Genomic DNA, 17,371 nt, shown 5'->3' with positions numbered 1-17,371 from the left:
GCAATGATCGGCGTCTGAGCTGTCTTGCGCACCATTCAGCTGTCACCCGATGCGTGGGGCAGGACACCACGTTCGTCGAACACTGCCTTGGCCGTCATCATGCCGTTGAGCGCCGCAGGGAAGCCGGCATAGACGGCCATCTGAATGATCACCTCGACCACCTGCTGCGGCGTGCAGCCGACGTTCATCGCGCCGTGGATATGTACCGCCAACTGCGGCTGGCAATGCCCGAGTGCGGTCAGCGCCGCCACCGTAGCAAGCTCGCGTTGCGGCAGGTCGAGGCCGGGGCGCTGGTAGATGTCGCCGAAGGGAAACTCGATGACGTAACGGGCCAGGTCCGGGGCGATGACTTGCAGGCTGTCAATGACCTTGCGGCCAGCCTCGCCGTCGATCTGTTGGAGCTTGGCCAGGCCTTCGGTGTAGCGGGTCGATGCAGACATGGAGCGTTCCTCTCGATTGGGTAGAGGAAAGCCTGCGGGTTGGAGCGGACTCCAGGTCAAGCCATTGTTTGCTGGCGATACAGTTCGATCTTCGCCTGCAGTGCATCGAGGTGCTCGCGGTCGCGCTCAAGGCGTGCCTGCAGCCTGGCGGCGTGCGCTTCGAGCAGGACCTGGCGCGCGGCGAGCGTCGCCTCTCCCTGTTCGCGTAAATCGGCATAGCGGGTGATGTCCTCCAGCGCCATGCCCGTTTCCTTCAACCGAAGGATGAACGCGACCCACTCCAGGTCACGCGGACCATAGACACGAAAGCCGCTGGCGTCCCGCGCGACCTGGCGCAGAAGGCCAATCTTCTCGTAATAGCGCAGGGTATCGGCGGACAGCCCGGTGCGTGCGGCGAACTGCTGGATGCTCAGCCTGGCCGGTGCTTCGCTCACGGCTTGATCGCCCTCAGGATGACGAACTTGGGCGTCGCCGCGACCTGTTCGACCTTGCCGAACAGGCGCTTGAGCTTGAGGTGATAGCTGAGGTGGCGGTTGCCGACGATCCACAACTCGCCGCCTTTCGCGAGCGCGGTCTTGCCCTGGGTGAACATGCGCCAGGCGAGAAAGTCGCCGACCACCTGCTGCTGGTGAAAAGGCGGATTGCACAACACCAGATCCAGCGAGGCGGGCGGCTGTTCGGCGAGCCCGTCGCCAGCTCGGATATCGGCCGGACGCTCGCCGAGGATCGCCTGCCAGTTCTCCTCTGCCGATTGCACCGCCATGTAGCTCTCGTCCACCAATGTCATCTGCGCCTGCGGATTGCTCAGCGCGTAGACGATGCCGAGCACGCCGTTGCCACAGCCCAGATCCGCCACGCGCAGGTTGCCGAGCGCCTTGGGCAGGTGCGGAAGGAAGGCGCGGGTGCCGATGTCGAGTTCTTCGCGGCAGAACAGGTTGGCGTGGTTGAGCAGTTCGATGCCCGGCTGATCGAGGCGGTAGCGGGTCGGGTAGGGCGACACGGGCGCTGGCTTGTCGCTCGGTATGGCAATCAGCAGGCGTGCCTTTTTTACCGCCAGTGAGGCTTGCACTGGGCCGATGTACTTTTCCAGCAAGTCGCCCGCTGCACGTGGCAGATGTTTGATCATCGCGCCGGCGATCACCTGCGCACCCGGTGCAAGCTGGCCGTGCAGGCGGATCAGTTGTTCCTCCAGCAGCGCCAGGGTTTTGGGCACCCGAATCAGCACGCGGTCGAACGGCCCTCGCGCAACTTCGCTGGCAGGAACGAAAGTCACCGCGTCACCCGTCAGGTCGTTGCGTTGCAGATTCTTTTCCAGCGCCAGGTGCGCCAGGTGCGAATCGCCGCTGCTGGTGACCTGGGCGTGCTGCGCCAGCGAGCACGCCAGCGCCCCGAAGCTGTCGTTGAGGATCAGCACCCGGCTATCCGGCGACAGGTCCTGCTCATGCAGCTGCGTCAGCAGATACTCGTCGGCGGCGTCGAAGGCCTGCAGCGGCTCGTTGGGCTGCTCGGGCTGACGGATCAGGTCGAGGCGGGCGAAAGGCGATTCGAGAATAGGCATAAGAACTGGCGGTGTTTGTGGGCGTCGGAATGGAGTATCAAGGAATCAAACCGTTGAAACGATCGGCGTCGCTATACGCATCGGCAGCGTAGCCTGGTCGGTTCAGAACGGCTTGACGCTGCTTGCTCTGGCTGTCGGGTGGCGTACTTGCCTCGCCAAGGTTATTCAGTGGCCTGATGAGCCTCAATCCGCAGAAGTCCGCGAAGGGAGCGAAGTATGACCGTCAGCGAAGAGAAGTTCACCCGTCAACGTCTGCTCGAGGTGCAGACGCTGACGCCCAGCCTGTTCACCCTGCGTACCACTCGCGATCCCGGCTTTCGGTTCACGGCGGGCCAGTTCGCCCGTCTCGGTGTCCGCAAGCCCAGCGGCAGCATCGTCTGGCGGGCCTATTCGATGGTCTCGGCGCCCCATGACGAGTTTCTCGACTTCTTTTCAATCGTGGTGCCGGATGGCGAGTTCACCAGCGAGCTGAGCCGCCTCAAGCCTGGCGATGAGTTGCTGGTGGACAAACAGGCGTTCGGTTTTCTCACCCTGGACCGCTTCATCGATGGTCGCGACCTGTGGTTGCTCGGCACCGGGACCGGCATCGCGCCGTTTCTCTCGATTCTGCAGGACTTCGAGGTCTGGCAGCGCTTCGAACGGATCATCCTGGTCTACAGCGCGCGGACCGCATCCGAACTGGCCTACCAGGCGCTGATTCGCGACTTGCCGCATCGCGACTACCTGGAAGGCCTCGGTTCGAAGCTTACCTACCTGCCGGTGGTGACCCGCGAACGGATCCCCGGCGCGCTGCACGGGCGCGTCACCACGCTGATCGATAGCGGCGAGCTGGAGCGTGCCGCCGGCCTGGCGCTGGAACCGGAGCACTCGCGGATCATGCTCTGCGGCAATCCGCAGATGATTGAAGACACCCGCGCCATTCTCAAGGCCCGCGAGCTGAACCTCGCCTTGACCCGTAAGCCCGGTCAGGTGGCGGTGGAGAATTACTGGTAGCGCATGAGCTGGATGTTCGTTGGGGCTTTAGCCTGCCGTGGCCGGATCGAAACCTCCGTTGGGCTGAAGCCAGTCTGAGGTCTGTGCGACGCACTATCTGAACCAAAAAGCCCCCGCCGGACGATCCGGCGGGGGCTTTCGTTCGAGTGGCTCCGCCTGAGGCTCGCCGTTCGACCCTGCTTAGACCACGCCCTGGGCCAGCATGGCATCGGCGACCTTGACGAAGCCGGCGATATTGGCGCCTTTCACGTAGTTGGTGCGGCCGTTTTCTTCGCCGTACGCCACGCAGGCATGGTGAATCGACTGCATGATGCCGTGCAACTTGGTATCCACTTCACCGGCGGTCCAATGCATGCGCATGGCGTTCTGGCTCATTTCCAAGCCGCTACAGGCCACGCCGCCGGCGTTGGACGCCTTGCCCGGGGCGAACAGGATGCCCGCTTCGAGGAACAGGTCCACCGCTTCGAGCGTCGAGGGCATGTTGGCGCCTTCGGCAACGCAGAGGCAGCCGTTACTCAACAGGGTGCGCGCATCCTCGCCATCGAGTTCGTTCTGCGTGGCGCAGGGCAGGGCGATTTCGCAGGGCAGGCTCCAGGGACGCTGATCGGGCAGGTGGGTGACATCGAAATGCCGGCCCATTTCCTCGAGCCGCCCGCGACGGACGTTCTTCAGGTCCATCAAATATTCCCACTGCTCGTCGCTCAGCCCATCAGGGAAGTGCAGCGTACCCCCTGAATCCGATAGTGAAACGACCTTGCCGCCCAGCTCCATGACCTTCTGTGCGGCGAATTGCGCGACGTTACCCGATCCGGAAATCGCCACACGCTTGCCATCGAAACTGGCGTGGGAGGTCTTGAGCATTTCTTCGGCGAAGTACACGCAGCCGTAGCCGGTGGCTTCCGGGCGGATCAGGCTGCCCCCATAGGACAGGCTCTTGCCGGTCAGCACCGAGGTGAACTGATTGGACAGGCGTTTGTACTGGCCGAACAGGTAGCCGATCTCGCGTGCGCCAACTCCGATGTCGCCGGCCGGTACATCCAGGTCGGCGCCGACATGGCGGAACAGCTCGCTCATGAAGGACTGGCAGAAGCGCATCACTTCACCGTCGCTCTTGCCTTTGGGGTTGAAGTCCGAGCCGCCCTTGCCGCCGCCCATGGGCAGCGAGGTGAGGGAGTTCTTGAATACTTGCTCGAAGGCGAGAAACTTCAAAACGCCCATGTTGACCGAGGGGTGAAAGCGCAGGCCGCCCTTATAGGGACCGATGGCACTGTTCATCTGAATCCGAAAGCCGCGGTTGACCTGGACCTGCCCCCGATCATCGACCCACGGAACGCGGAATAGAATGGCCCGCTCCGGCTCGACCATGCGCTCTAGGATGCCGGCCTGCCGGTACTTCGGGTTCGCTTCCAGAAAAGGCCAGAGACTGCCGAGTACCTCTTCGACGGCTTGATGGAATTCTGGTTGGTGAGGGTCGCGCTGCTTCAGGCGGTCAAGAAACGCATGGACGGTTTCAGTCATTCGAATGGCCTCGGAATACCGCGGTAGCGGTCACGAAAAAGGGATAAGGCCGTCGACTCTAGCAAAGCGGGTTTGCCCCGCGATAGTGCATGTAATGCGCTACGCACATTATTGGTGCGTGATCATGGCCGTGTCCTGCTCCTGTGAGCGGATGGGCGTTGGTGATTCAGACCTGGCCAACGTCGCTGGCCAACTCGGCCTGCAGCCAGGTCACGAAGCTGCCGATCAGGCGTTGGCGTCGTTTGCGCTCAGGCAGCACGACGTAATAGCCGAACTCGGTTCGCACGCTTTCATTACAAACCCGGCAGAGCAGACCCTGAGCCAGGAGATCATCGACCAGATGACGCCAGCCGATGGCCACGCCTTGGCCGGCAATCGCCGCCTGGATCAGCAGCGTGTAGTTGTCGAAGCGCAACATGCCCGCGCCAGGTGTCTCAGTGATGCCGAACGCGCGAAACAGGCTGCTCCAGTCGAGCCAGCGTGAGCGGCTTTCCGGGCGCAGATGCAGCAGCGGCAGCCGCGAAAGCGCTGTCGGCGCCAGGGGCGTCGTCTCATTCTTCAGCAGCAGCGGGCTGCAGACGGGATAGACCTCCTCGTGAAACAGCAGATGCGCCTCGCCATGCTTGGAGCGACCGTCGCCGAAGACGATGGCCACGTCGGTTTCCGATGGCAGCACGCCGAGGCCGCGCTCGCTGGTCACCAGGCTGACATCCACTGCAGGATGAAGCTGATGAAAACGCTCCAGGCGCGGCATCAGCCAGTACGCGGCGAAGGCGAAATCGGTGGCGACCTGGAGCACCTCATGCTGCTGCTGCGCGGTCACCGCGGCGAGGCCGGCGTCCAGCGCGCCCAGGCCCTGCTGCACATAGCCCAGGAGCAGCTCGCCGGCCTCGGTGAGGACGATGCCGCGGTAGACGCGATCGAACAGCCGGATCGCCAACTGCTGCTCCAGGCGTTTGATCTGCTGACTGATGGCCGGCTGCGTGCTGCCCAGCTCCAGCGCAGCGGCGGTGAAGCTTTGTTGGCGAGCCGCGGATTCGAAGACCCGCAGTGCATCGAGGGGGATCTGATCGATTCGATTTGGCATTAGCTGTGCTTATCCTAGGCATATGTCGCAGCCGGGTTTACCGCAGCGCTACAGGGTCCAGACTGTGTTCCAGGCAATCTCGCATAAAAACAAGGCATGGACCATTCGCATTATGAAGCGCCCCAATATCCTGTTCATCATGGCCGACCAGATGGCCGCTCCCATCCTGCCGATGCATGACCCGGCGTCGCCGATCCAAGTGCCGAACCTAGCGCGTCTCGCCGCCGAAGGCGTGGTGTTCGATTCGGCCTATTGCAACAGCCCGCTCTGCGCGCCGTCGCGCTTCACCCTGGTCAGTGGGCAGCTGCCGAGCAAGATCGGCGCTTACGACAATGCCGCCGACTTCCCAGCCGACGTGCCCACCTACGCGCACTACTTGCGGCGGCTCGGTTATCGCACGGCGCTGTCCGGCAAGATGCATTTCTGCGGCCCGGACCAGCTGCATGGCTACGAAGAGCGGCTGACCAGCGACATCTATCCCGCCGACTACGGCTGGGCAGTGAACTGGGACGAGCCAGAAGTCCGCCTGAGCTGGTACCACAATATGTCGTCGGTGCTGCAGGCCGGGCCCAGCGTGCGTACCAACCAGATGGATTTCGATGAAGAAGTGGTGTTCAAGGCGCAGCAGTACCTCTACGACTTCGTTCGCGCAGACGAGGGCCAGCCGTTCTGCCTGACGGTTTCGATGACCCACCCTCACGACCCGTACACCATTCCCGAGGAATACTGGAACCGCTATCAGGATGAGGACATCCCTCTGCCGCGCCAGGACATCGACCAGGACGAGCAGGACCCTCATTCGCAGCGCCTGCTCAAGGTCATCGATCTTTGGGGCAAATCACTGCCCGAAGAGAAAATCCGCGATGCCCGCCGCGCCTATTTCGGCGCCTGCAGTTATATCGACGACAACGTTGGCAAGCTGCTGAAAACGCTCGAGGCGTGCGGCCTGGCCGAGGACACCATCGTGGTGTTCTCCGGAGATCACGGCGACCAGCTAGGCGAGCGTGGCCTCTGGTACAAAATGCACTGGTTCGAGATGGCCGCTCGCGTGCCGCTGATCATCCGTGCCCCGGGAATCGACCCGGCACGGGTCGGTGCTTCGGTATCGACCGCCGACCTGTTGCCAACCCTGGTCGAGCTGGCGGGCGGCACGCTGGAAGCCAATCTACCGCTCGATGGGCGCTCGCTGCTGCCGCACCTCACCGGCCACGAGGGCCATGACGAAGTGATCGGCGAATACATGGCCGAAGGCACTACCAGCCCTTTGATGATGATTCGGCGCGGCGCCTACAAGTTCATCTATTCGGAGCAGGACCCTTGCCTGCTGTTCGATGTGGCCGGCGATCCGCTGGAGCGCGAAAACCTGATGAACTCCCCCGATCACCAGGCGCTTGCCGAGGCCTTTCTGACCGAGGCGCGGAAGCGCTGGGACATCCAGGCCATCCATGATCAGGTGCTCGCCAGCCAGCGTCGTCGGCGCCTGGTCAGCGAAGCGCTGAGCCTGGGCAAGCTGACCAGCTGGGACCATCAACCCTGGGTCGATGCCAGCCAGCAATACATGCGCAATCACATCGACCTGGACGATCTCGAGCGCAAGGCACGTTACCCCCGGCCTTGAGCGCCAATCGGCGGCGAGCCCGTGTCACCAAAGGAACTTTCGAACAGAGAGAAGGCAGACGGACATGAATAAAACTATAAATGCGGTTGTGGTCGGCAGCGTGTTGCTGGCCGTCACGAGTCTCCAGGCGCAGGGCGCGGTCGAAGGCGAGCAGTGCTCTACGGTGCGCCTGGGGGATCCGGGCTGGAGCGACATCGCGGTCACCAATGGCATCGCCAGCCTGCTGCTGGAGGGCCTCGGTTACAAGCCGAAGGTCATGACGCTGGGCGTGCCGATCATCTTCGCCGGGCTGACCAAGAATCAGCTCGATGTCTTTCTCGGCAACTGGATGCCGGCGCAACAGGACAACTACGACAAGTTCGTGGCGACCGGTGAAATCGAAGAGCACAGCGTCAACCTGACCGGCACCGAATACACCCTGGCGGTGCCGACCTCGGTGTGGAATGCCGGCGTGAAGCGTTTCGAGGACCTCGACTCGCACGCCGAGCTGTTCGACAAGACCCTCTACGGGATTGCCGCCGGTGCGCCGGCGAATCTGTCGATCCAGAAAATGATTGATCAAGATGAGTTCGGGCTGGGCGACTGGCGACTGGTGGAATCCAGCGAGCAGGCGATGCTGGTGCAGGTGGGGCGCGCGGTGAAGCGCGATAAGGGTGTGGTCTTTCTCGGTTGGACGCCACACCCGATGAACGTGCAGTTCGACATCAAGTACCTCAAAGGTGGCGAGGCCTATTTCGGCGAGAGCGGCACGGTCAATACGCTGGTACGCAAGGGCTATGCCGCGCAGTGCCCGAACGTTGGCAAATTGCTGAGCAACCTGAAATTCACCCAGGACATGGAGAACGCCATCATGGACGAGGTGCTGGCCAGAAATGCCAGCAACGACGCGGCGGTGAAGGCCTGGGTGAAGGCCCATCCCGAGGTGCTCGAAGGCTGGCTGCAAGGCGTCACGACCCGAGAGGGTGAAGACGGATTGGCCGCGGTGAAAGCCTCGCTCTGAGGTTAGCTTCGTAGGGTGGATCACGCATCATCGATCCACCAGGCGACCGCAACGGTGGATGAAAAGAGCGTCATCCACCCTACGCAGGACGTTTGGTTGAGCGTCGCCTGATTCCTGAAGCGCACACGCGAGAACTTCGTAGGGTGGGTCACGCTTCATCGATCCACCAGGCGACGGCAACGGTGGATGAAAAGAGCGTCATCCACCCTACGTAGGACGTTTGGTTGAGCGTCGCCTGATTCCTGAACGCGCACACGCGAGAGCTTCGTAGGGTGGATCACGCTTCACCGATCCACCAGGCGACGGCAACGGTAGATGAAAAAAGAGCGCCACCCACCCTACGTAGGACGTTTGGTTGAGCGTCGCCTGATTCCTGAACGCGCACACGCGAGAGCTTCGTAGGGTGGATCACGCTTCACCGATCCACCGGGCGACGGCAACGGTGGATGAAAAGAGCGTCATCCACCCTACGCAGGACGTTTGGTTGAGCGTCGCCTGATTCCTGAGCGCGCACACGCGAGAGCTTCGTAGGGTGGTCACGCTTCATCGATCCACCAGGCGACGGCAACAACGGTGGATGAAAAAAGCGTCATCCACCCTATATCGCCCCCCTAGACCTGAACGCTTTGCGCCTTCTGCGCGGCTGCCGGCTGTGCCTGCGCCGCGTTGCGCACCGGGTCGGATCCCGCGACGTAATAGGGCGCGGTGCTGCGCGGCAACGGCGTGCGCCCGCGAATCCGGTCGGCGAGCTTCTCGGCCATCATGATGGTCGGCGCGTTGAGGTTGCCGGTAGTAATCAGCGGCATGATGGAGGCATCGATCACCCGTAGCCCGTCGAGGCCGTGCACCCGGCCCTGGCCGTCGACCACGGCCATCTCGTCTTCGCCCATCTTGCAGGAGCAGGACGGATGGAAGGCGGTTTCGGCGTGCTGGCGGACGAACTCATCCAGCTCGGCATCGCTGTCGATGTTGACGCCGGGGCTCAGTTCTCGGCCGCGATAGGGATCCAGTGCCGATTGCGCCATGATTTCCCGGGTGATCCGGATGCCGTCGCGGAACTCCTGCCAATCCTGCTCGCACGACATGTAGTTGAACAGGATGCTCGGGTGCTGGCGCGGGTCCCGCGAGCGGGCATGTACACGCCCGCGGCTGGGCGAGCGCATGGAACCGACGTGGGCCTGGAAGCCGTGCTCCTTTACCGCGTTGCTGCCGTTGTAATTGATCGCCACCGGCAGGAAGTGGTACTGGATGTTCGGCCACTCGAACTCGGCGCGCGAGCGAATGAACCCGCCCGCCTCGAACTGGTTGCTGGCGCCGATGCCCTTGCCCAGGAACAGCCACTCGGCGCCGATCAGAGGCTGGTTATGCAACTGCAGCGCAGGGTAGAGCGAAACCGGTTGTTTGCAGGCGTACTGCAGGTACATCTCCAGGTGATCCTGCAGGTTGGCCCCGACGCCTGGAAGATCGTGGACGATCGGGATGCCCAGTTCGCGCAGCAGCGCGCCCGGGCCGACGCCAGAGCGCTGCAGGATCTGTGGCGAGGCGATGGCGCCACTGCACAGCAGCACTTCACGCCGGGCATGGACGATCACTGGCGTGTCGTTGCTGCCATGCAGGTAAGCCGCCCCGATGGCCCGCTTGCCGCTGAACAGGATGCGATCGGTCAGCGCATGGGTCACGATGGTCAGGTTCGGTCGGCCACGGGCCATGTCCAGATACCCACGCGCGGTGCTGGCGCGACGCCCCTTGGGCGTGACCGTGCGATCCATCGGGCCGAAGCCTTCCTGGCGATAACCGTTGAGGTCGTCGGTTTCTGGATAGCCGGCCTGTACGCCGGCCTCGATCATGGCGCGGAACAAGGGATTGTTGCCGGGCTTGGGCGTGGTCACGCTCACCGGGCCGTCGCCGCCATGGTAGTCGTTGGGGCCGATGTCACGTGTCTCGGCTTTACGGAAATAGGGCAGGCAGTCGAGATAGGTCCAGTCTTCCAGACCGGGCGCCTTGGCCCAGCCATCGTAGTCCATGGCGTTGCCTCGGATGTAGCACATGCCGTTGATCAGCGACGAGCCGCCCAGGCCCTTGCCTCGACCGCACTCCATGCGGCGATTGTTCATGTGCGGCTCGGGATCGGTCTCGTAGGCCCAGTTATAGCGCCGCCCCTGCAGCGGAAAGGCCAGCGCGGCGGGCATCTGGGTACGGAAATCCATCCGGTAGTCGGGACCTCCGGCTTCGAGCAGCAGCACGCTGACATCAGCGTCCTCGGTCAGGCGAGTCGCCAGAACGTTACCGGCCGAACCGGCACCGATGATAATGTAGTCGTATTCCATGAGCAGCGTCCTTGGGATGGACGCTTCAGGCCTGAAGCCGCGAGCAACAGTGAGCGCTGTCCTGCCTGAAGCGTGTGGCTGGCAACGGTTTAGAACACCGAGGCGAAATCGCCCAGTTCGACCTGGATCGACTTGGTGCGGGTGTAATGGGCCAGGGTCATCAGCCCGTTCTCGCGGCCCACGCCGGATTGCTTGTAGCCGCCGACCGGCATTTCGGCTGGCGATTCGCCCCAGGTGTTGATCCAGCAGATACCCGCTTCCAGGCTGTGGATCACCCGGTGGGCGCGGGCCAGGTCGCGGGTCACCACGCCGGCGGCCAGCCCGTAATCAGTGTCGTTGGCGCGGCGAATCACCTCCGCTTCGTCGTCAAAGACCAAGATGCTCATCACCGGGCCGAAGATTTCCTCGCGCACGATGCGCATGTCGTCCCGGCAGTCGCTGAACACGGTCGGCGCGACGTAGGCGCCCTTGGCGTACTCGCCCTCGGTCACCCGCGTTCCGCCGCAAAGCAGGCGCGCGCCTTCGGCCCGACCCGACTCGATGTAGTCGAGCACGCTGTCCATGTGCGCATAGCCCACCAGCGGACCGAAGTTGGTCGCCTCGTCCAGCGGATCGCCCAATCGAATGCGCTTGACGCGTTCGAGCACCTTGGCTTCGAACCGCGCTTGCAGCGAGCGATGGACGAACACGCGGGTGCCGTTGGTGCAGACCTGGCCCGAGCTGAAGAAATTGGCCATGACCGCGATGTCAGCGGCACGGTTGAGGTTCGCGTCCTCGAAGATGATCAGCGGCGACTTGCCACCCAGCTCCATGGTCACGTCCTTGAGCGAGGAGCTGGACGCGCTGGCCATGACTTTCTTGCCGGTGCTGGTGCCACCGGTGAAGGAAATCTTCGCGATGCCCGGGTGCTCTGTGAGCCAGGTGCCGACTTCCCGGCCACTGCCGGTGAGTACGTTGAACACACCGTCCGGTACGCCGGCCTCGGTATAGACCTCGGCCAGTTTCAGGGCGCTCAGGGACGTCATCTCGCTGGGCTTGAAGATCATCGCGTTGCCGGCTGCCAATGCTGGCGCGGATTTCCACAGGGCGATCTGGATCGGGTAGTTCCAGGCGCCGATGCCTGCTACTACACCCAGCGGCTCGCGGCGGGTATAGACAAAGCTGGTGTCGCGCAACGGGATCTGCTCGCCTTCGATGGCGGGGATCAGCCCGGCGTAGTACTCGAGCACATCGGCACCGGTCACGATGTCCACCGCCCGGGTTTCCGCTAGAGGCTTGCCGGTATCGAGGGTCTCCAGCTCGGCCAGTTCATCGTTGCGTTCGCGCAGGATATCCACTGCCCGACGCAAGATGCGCGAGCGCTGCATGGCGGTCATCGCGGCCCAGACCTTCTGTCCCGCGGTGGCGCTGGCGACAGCTTTATTGACATCGTCCCGCGACGCGCGCTGTAGCTCGGCAAGCACTTCGCCGGTCGCTGGATTGACTGTCTCGAAGGTGTCGCCGCTAGTGGCCTCGGTATAGCGGCCATCGATGTAGAGTTTCTGTTGTTCGAAACGGGGCATGGTCATCCTCGCGGTGCATAGTGAAGGAGGGGGATCAGTGCACCTGCTTGGTCAGTAGCTGATCCAGGTAGTCATAGGCCAGTTGCAGTGCCTGTTCGATATCGAAGTCGTCGCTGGCCAACGCGCCGCGCAGCCACAGGCCGTCGATCAATGCCGCCATGCCTCGCGCGGCCGAGCGTGCTTGCTCCTTTGGCAGAACGCGGCGGAACTCGCAGCAGAGATTGGAATACAGGCGGCAGTCGTTGATCCGCTGCAATCGGTGCAGGGCGGGTTGATGCATGCTGAACGCCCAGAACGCCAGCCAGGTTTTCATCGCGGGTCCGTTCACCTGGCTGTCGTCGAAGTTGCCCTCGATGATCGCTTTCAGGTGCGCGCGCGGACTGTTGTCGGTCAGCGCCTCGCGGCGTATACGAACGGCCTGATTCAGCGCCTTCATCAGATGCCGCATGGTGGCTTCGAGCAGGCCGTTCTTATCCTGGAAATAATGACTGATGATGCCGTTCGAGACGCCCGCCAGTCGCGCAATCATGGCGATGCTGGCGTCACTCATACCGACCTGGTCCACGGCCGCGAGGGTGGCATGGATCAGCTGTTTGCGTCGGATGGGCTGCATTCCAACCTTGGGCATTGGAGGCTCCGGGAGGATGATGAATGCTGTACACCCTAGTTTTTATTGATTGATCGATCAATAAAAAAACAAAGGGCTGTCGGGAATGGATATGACTATGTCGTGCGTCGCAGACGCAGATGTGAACGAGCCCAAAGGCGGGTTGGGACAGCTAGCCGGTTTTCCCGATGGCAGTGTTGCCTGCGGCCCAATCGAAGGCCGCCGGGCACTGCCACGACGGCGTTCGGGGGTAAGGTGCGGGCGCGTGAGCGCCCGTACGGGTGCTGCTTACAGGATGTCCAGTGGGTACTCGGTGATCACGCGCAGTTCGTCGATGTCGCCGGCGAAGCCGCGCGCAGTGGCGTAACGCACACGCAAGGAGAGGTCTTTGAGGTCACCGTCCTGGACCACGTACTTGGCTTCGAGGTCGCGCTCCCATTCCTTGCCCTTGCCGGCGGCTCCGGCGTAGTAAGCGTAGGCGCCATCGGGATCGACGCTCGCGCCATCAATGTCTCCCTTGATGTACCTGGCCATCAGGCTCAGACCCGGCACGCCGTAGGTCGCCATGTTGAGATCGTAGCGGGCCTGTACCGACTTCTCGCCGGGCGCGTTGAAGTCCGACCACTGCGAAGAGTTGGCCAGATAGATGGAGTCGCCGGCGTTGGTGCCGTCCATGCTGATGTAGTCCATGGGCGCGTTGCCGTTCACCTGCTGATGGGCGAGGGTGAAGCTATGCGCGCCGATCGAATAGCCGGCGGCCAGCGACCAGGCTGTGGTGTTGATGTCCCCCGCCAGGGCGGACCCTTCGTCACGGGTGTCATAGACGTTGAAGTCGAACGACAGTGCCTGACCTTCGGAGAGCGGCAGCGCGTAGTTCAGGTTGCCGTAGTACTGGCTCCAGACGTCCTCGTACTTGGAACCGTAGAGGGTCGCGCTGAGGCTGTCGGTCAGCTGGTACGTGCCGCCCAGATAACTGACGGTTTCCGAGTCGATGGCGCCGGCATAGACCAGGGTGATCTCGCCGTCGTGGTTGAGCGAGCGGTTGCGATCGCGAATCGAGGTGAAATAGCCCGCGTCGACGGTCAACTGATCGAGCTCGTTGGACGTCAGCTGGAAGCCAGTGGCGGTGCTGGCGAAGATGCGCCCGGTGCCTGGGGAGAAGACCGGGGCGGTGGGCGTCAGGTCGCCATACTTCAGGGTCGTGTTGGAAACACGTACCTTGACCGCGCCGCCAGCGAAGCCGAAGTCGTCGGCGGCACGGCCGTCGCTGTCCACTGGCAGCAGGCCAGTGCCGCTGGTGCCTCGACCGCTGTCGAGCTTGATCGCACCACCGGCATGAAGGTCGACGCCGAAGCCGACGGTGCCCTGGGTGAAGCCGGATTGATAGGCGAGCAGCAGGCCGTGGGCCCATTCTTCCCGGCGGCTCTGGGCGGCGCCAGGCGCGTGGTTGTCGCGGGCGAAGTAGTAGTTCTTGTTCAGCAGCGTCAGGTCACTGCCTTCGACGAAGCCGGTGGCTTCCGACTGTTCGCTGGCTACGGCCAGCTGGCTGACCGCGGTGGTGACGGCCAGCGCCAGGGTGGTCCATTTGATTGCGTGCATGCACACGACTCCATTGCTTCGAGCGGCGCTCGTTCAGGGCGCCGGTCGGGGTTGGGTATAGGGGATTGCGAGATCCGATTATTCGAGCCAGCTGGCGACGCGTTCCGGGTGGTTCTTCACCCACTCACGGGCGGCAGCGTCCGGCTTGGCGCCATCACGTATCGCCAGCATCACTTCACCGACTTCTTCAGGACCCCAGTTGAACTTCTTCAGGAAGGCTTCGGCCTCGGGAGCCTTGCTGGCGAGCGCTGGGTTGGCGACCGTATCGACGTGCTCGTCGTCACCGAAGACCTTCTTCGGATCTTCCAGGAAGCGCAGTTTCCACTTGGCGAACATCCAGTGCGGGATCCAGCCGGTAACGACGATCGGCTTCTGCGCTTTTTCCGCGCGGGTCAGGGCGGTGGTCATCGCTGGCCCGGAGCTGGGCATCAGTCGGATGTTCAGGTCGTATTGTTTTATGGCGTCTTCGGTGCGGCGCATGACACCGGCGCCGGCATCGATGCCAGTGATCTTGCCGTCGAATGCGTCGCTGTACTTGTTGAGATCCTCGATGCTCTTGGCCTCGACATAGTCCGGCACGATCAAGCCGATCTTCGCGCCTTCATAGTTGGTGCCGAGGACCACGACCTTGTCCTTCAATTTCTCGAAGTACTCACCGTGTGTGGCGGGCAGCCAGGCGGAGAGGGTGGCGTCGAGATCACCGCGTGCGACGCCCTGCCACATGATGGCCGGCTCGACCGGCTGCAGCTTGACCGGGTAACCCAGGTTGCTCCCGAGGATTTCACCCGCCACGTGCGTGGCGGCGACGCTGTCGTCCCAGCCGTTGACGTAGCCGATCTTCAGCTCGGGCTTGTCCGCCGCCATGCTGGTGGCCATGCCGAGCGCCATGCTGGCGGCGCCGAGACCACAAAGAAGGTGCTTGATTAGATTCATGCGTTTAGCTCCATGTAGGAATATGGCAGTGATGCCACCGTGGTCCCGTTCTGCGAGGGACTGCGGTTTTGTTGCAGGGATCTCAGCGATTGAGCGAGGTCCCGTGCACGGTTCGGCGCGCTGGTTCTGCTTGCGCACCGGCGAAATGAAAGGTGATCGGTTGTGTTGTGGCTGCGGAGCAGGCTCGTCTCGGCACCTGAGCCGGGACGGGCCTGCTGGCTACTGTTGCCTGGCCCTGTTCTGCGCGATGGCGTTCAGGCAGTCAGAGGCCGACGAACTTTTTCACCGCAGCGACCGCGTCCTGGCCGTCGTAGGTGGTCACTCCGGCCAGCCACTGATCGAGCGCGCCCGGGTTGGCTTTGATCCACTTCTTCGCCACGGTTTGCGGATCGTCTCGTTCGAGCGCCATTTCCATCAGCTCGCTTTCGATGGGGACGGTGAACTGCAGGTTCTGTAGCAGCTTTCCTACGTTTGCGCAGCGCTCCACATAGTCCGGCGGCACGACGGTAAACACCTTGGCCGCACCGAAGTCGGGGCCAAACACTTCGTCACCGCCTGCCAGGTAGGTCAGGTCGTACTGCGTATTCATCGGGTGCGGAGCCCAGCCGAGGAAGACCACCGGTTCTTTCTTGCGAATCGCACGTTGCACCTGAACCAGCATGCCGGCTTCGCTGGACTCGATCATGCGGAAGTCGCCGAGGCCGAACTGATCGTTCTTGATCATCTTCTCGATCAGCAGGTTGCCGTCGTTACCCGGTTCGATCGCGTAGATTCGGCCGCCCAGCTCGTCCTTGAACTTGGCGATGTCCTGGAAGCTTTTCAGTCCCGCCTCAGCCGCATAGGTCGGTACCGCCAGGGTGTACTTGGCGCCCACCAAATTGGGCGACTCGAGCACCTTGACGCCGCCGTCCTTGGTAAACGGTTCGATGACCGCATCCATGGACGGCGACCAATAACCGAGAAAGGCATCGATCTGCTTGTTCTTCACGCCGGTGAAGGCGATCGGCACCGAAGCCATTACCTTGCTCGGCTGGTAGCCCAGACCCTCGGTCAGAACCATTGCCACGCCCGTGGTCGCGGCGATGTCGGCCCAGCCGATTTCGGCGAAACGCACCTTTTCGCAGCTCGCTGGCTCCTGTGCCCAAGCTCCCTGCATCGCTGCGCAGGTGAGCAGGCCGACGGCAGTCGTTATCGTCTTGAAAGTATTCATCCTGATTTCCCGTGTCTGCGGTTCGTGGTGCTATTGGCGCTGCAACTTGAGCTTGGTGCTCACCCAGGTGTACCAGGTGGCCTTTTGCGTGGCTCGCTTGGTGCTGCCGAAGCTCTCGGTGATGCGATCGAGGATGATTGCCAGCAGTACCACGGCCATGCCGCTTTCGAAGCCGAGACCGATGTCCAGTCGCTGAATACTGGCCAACACGTCGTTGCCCAGGCCTCCAGCACCTACCATCGAGGCGATGATCACCATCGACAGCGCCATCATGATGGTCTGGTTGACCCCCGCCATGATCGAGGGCATGGCGTTGGGCAGCTGCACCTTGAACAACAGCTGCCTGCCGTTGCAGCCGAAGGATTGCCCAGCCTCGACGATCTCTTTGTTGACCTGGCGGATGCCGAGGTTGGTCAGGCGTACCGCTGGCGGCATGGCGAAGATCACCGTGGCGATGATGCCGGGCACACGGCCGAGGCCGAATAGCATCGCGGCCGGGATCAGGTAGACAAATGCCGGCATGGTCTGCATGAAGTCCAGAATCGGACGGATGATCATGGCGACCCGCTCACTGCGCGCCGACCAGATGCCCAGCGGAATCCCCAGCAGCAGGCTGATCAGCGTGGCGGAGAAGGTCAGGCCGAGGGTCACTACGGTCTGTTCCCAGAAACCGGTGAGCACGATGAGAATGAAGGACACAGCGGTGAAGACGGCGAACCGGGCACCGATGCGCCACAAACCGAGGCCGACGAAAATGGCGATGAGCAGCCAGGCCGGCGGCAGCATCAGCAGCGCTTCGACGCCCTCGGAAAACCCGCTGACCACGCCACCGAGGCTGTCGAAGGCGCCGCTGTAGTTTTCCAACAGATGCTGGACGACGTCGTTGACCCAACTCCCCAGATCCAGATCTTTGCTCATG

Annotated in this window: 15 protein-coding genes; 3 read left to right on the top strand and 12 right to left on the bottom strand. The window is 62.7% G+C overall.

Annotated features, from left to right (window positions below):
• Nucleotides 1–35: 35 nt before the first annotated feature.
• The 3 genes from ACL0K2_RS10095 to ACL0K2_RS10085 are packed head-to-tail and all read right to left on the bottom strand — an operon-like array spanning nt 36 to nt 1,998.
• Nucleotides 36–440, bottom strand: a complete 405-nt coding sequence (locus ACL0K2_RS10095) for a carboxymuconolactone decarboxylase family protein (RefSeq protein WP_413044339.1) — start codon at nt 438–440, stop codon at nt 36–38.
• A gap of 56 nt (nt 441–496) precedes the next feature.
• A complete protein-coding gene (locus ACL0K2_RS10090) occupies nt 497–874 on the bottom strand; it encodes a MerR family transcriptional regulator (protein ID WP_080890543.1) in 378 nt (125 codons plus the stop codon).
• A complete protein-coding gene (locus tag ACL0K2_RS10085; protein WP_045160626.1) occupies nt 871–1,998 on the bottom strand; it encodes a methyltransferase in 1,128 nt (375 codons plus the stop codon). The genes ACL0K2_RS10090 and ACL0K2_RS10085 overlap by 4 nt, the downstream gene beginning before the upstream one ends.
• Before the next feature lie 216 nt (nt 1,999–2,214).
• Here ACL0K2_RS10085 and ACL0K2_RS10080 point away from each other — a divergent pair, with 216 nt between their 5' ends.
• Nucleotides 2,215–2,991 (top strand): ferredoxin--NADP reductase, encoded by a 777-nt coding sequence (locus ACL0K2_RS10080; protein WP_045160627.1) that lies wholly within the window; start codon nt 2,215–2,217, stop codon nt 2,989–2,991.
• 180 nt (nt 2,992–3,171) lie between these two features.
• On the opposite strand, the gene gdhA is transcribed toward ACL0K2_RS10080, so the two are convergent.
• Nucleotides 3,172–4,509, bottom strand: coding sequence for an NADP-specific glutamate dehydrogenase (gene gdhA / locus ACL0K2_RS10075; protein ID WP_045160628.1), 1,338 nt, complete (start codon nt 4,507–4,509; stop codon nt 3,172–3,174).
• A gap of 166 nt (nt 4,510–4,675) precedes the next feature.
• Nucleotides 4,676–5,596: a choline sulfate utilization transcriptional regulator gene (locus ACL0K2_RS10070; protein WP_045160629.1), complete on the bottom strand. Its 921-nt coding sequence runs from the start codon at nt 5,594–5,596 to the stop codon at nt 4,676–4,678.
• 109 nt (nt 5,597–5,705) lie between these two features.
• Between ACL0K2_RS10070 and betC the strand changes: the two genes are divergently transcribed.
• Nucleotides 5,706–7,214, top strand: coding sequence for a choline-sulfatase (betC, locus tag ACL0K2_RS10065; RefSeq protein WP_196298634.1), 1,509 nt, complete (start codon nt 5,706–5,708; stop codon nt 7,212–7,214).
• A 64-nt stretch (nt 7,215–7,278) separates the two neighbouring features.
• Nucleotides 7,279–8,214 (top strand): choline ABC transporter substrate-binding protein, encoded by a 936-nt coding sequence (gene choX, locus ACL0K2_RS10060; protein WP_045160630.1) that lies wholly within the window; start codon nt 7,279–7,281, stop codon nt 8,212–8,214.
• A gap of 611 nt (nt 8,215–8,825) precedes the next feature.
• Here choX and betA read toward each other — a convergent pair.
• The 7 genes from betA to ACL0K2_RS10025 all read right to left on the bottom strand — a co-directional run bounded on the left by betA (nt 8,826) and on the right by ACL0K2_RS10025 (nt 17,370).
• Complete coding sequence (gene betA, locus ACL0K2_RS10055) at nt 8,826–10,547, bottom strand: choline dehydrogenase (protein WP_413044458.1); 1,722 nt, start codon at nt 10,545–10,547, stop codon at nt 8,826–8,828.
• Nucleotides 10,548–10,630: 83 nt separating this feature from the next.
• Nucleotides 10,631–12,103, bottom strand: coding sequence for a betaine-aldehyde dehydrogenase (betB, locus tag ACL0K2_RS10050; RefSeq protein WP_413044338.1), 1,473 nt, complete (start codon nt 12,101–12,103; stop codon nt 10,631–10,633).
• 34 nt (nt 12,104–12,137) lie between these two features.
• A complete protein-coding gene (betI, locus tag ACL0K2_RS10045) occupies nt 12,138–12,731 on the bottom strand; it encodes a transcriptional regulator BetI (RefSeq protein ID WP_413044337.1) in 594 nt (197 codons plus the stop codon).
• Between the two features lie 267 nt (nt 12,732–12,998).
• Nucleotides 12,999–14,309, bottom strand: coding sequence for an OprD family porin (locus tag ACL0K2_RS10040; RefSeq protein WP_413044336.1), 1,311 nt, complete (start codon nt 14,307–14,309; stop codon nt 12,999–13,001).
• 78 nt (nt 14,310–14,387) lie between these two features.
• Nucleotides 14,388–15,242 (bottom strand): glycine betaine ABC transporter substrate-binding protein, encoded by an 855-nt coding sequence (locus ACL0K2_RS10035; protein WP_239611612.1) that lies wholly within the window; start codon nt 15,240–15,242, stop codon nt 14,388–14,390.
• Nucleotides 15,243–15,504: 262 nt separating this feature from the next.
• Nucleotides 15,505–16,452 (bottom strand): choline ABC transporter substrate-binding protein, encoded by a 948-nt coding sequence (locus ACL0K2_RS10030; protein ID WP_239611613.1) that lies wholly within the window; start codon nt 16,450–16,452, stop codon nt 15,505–15,507.
• A gap of 30 nt (nt 16,453–16,482) precedes the next feature.
• Nucleotides 16,483–17,370 (bottom strand): ABC transporter permease, encoded by an 888-nt coding sequence (locus ACL0K2_RS10025; RefSeq protein ID WP_045160637.1) that lies wholly within the window; start codon nt 17,368–17,370, stop codon nt 16,483–16,485.
• Nucleotide 17,371 lies beyond the last annotated feature (1 nt).

The organism is Pseudomonas sp. YJ42 (genome assembly GCF_047225135.1).
GTDB classification, from domain to species: Bacteria; Pseudomonadota; Gammaproteobacteria; order Pseudomonadales; family Pseudomonadaceae; genus Stutzerimonas; species Stutzerimonas stutzeri_E.
The sequence above is the reverse complement of the archived record's forward strand: the minus strand, read 5'-3'. Positions and strand labels throughout refer to the sequence as shown.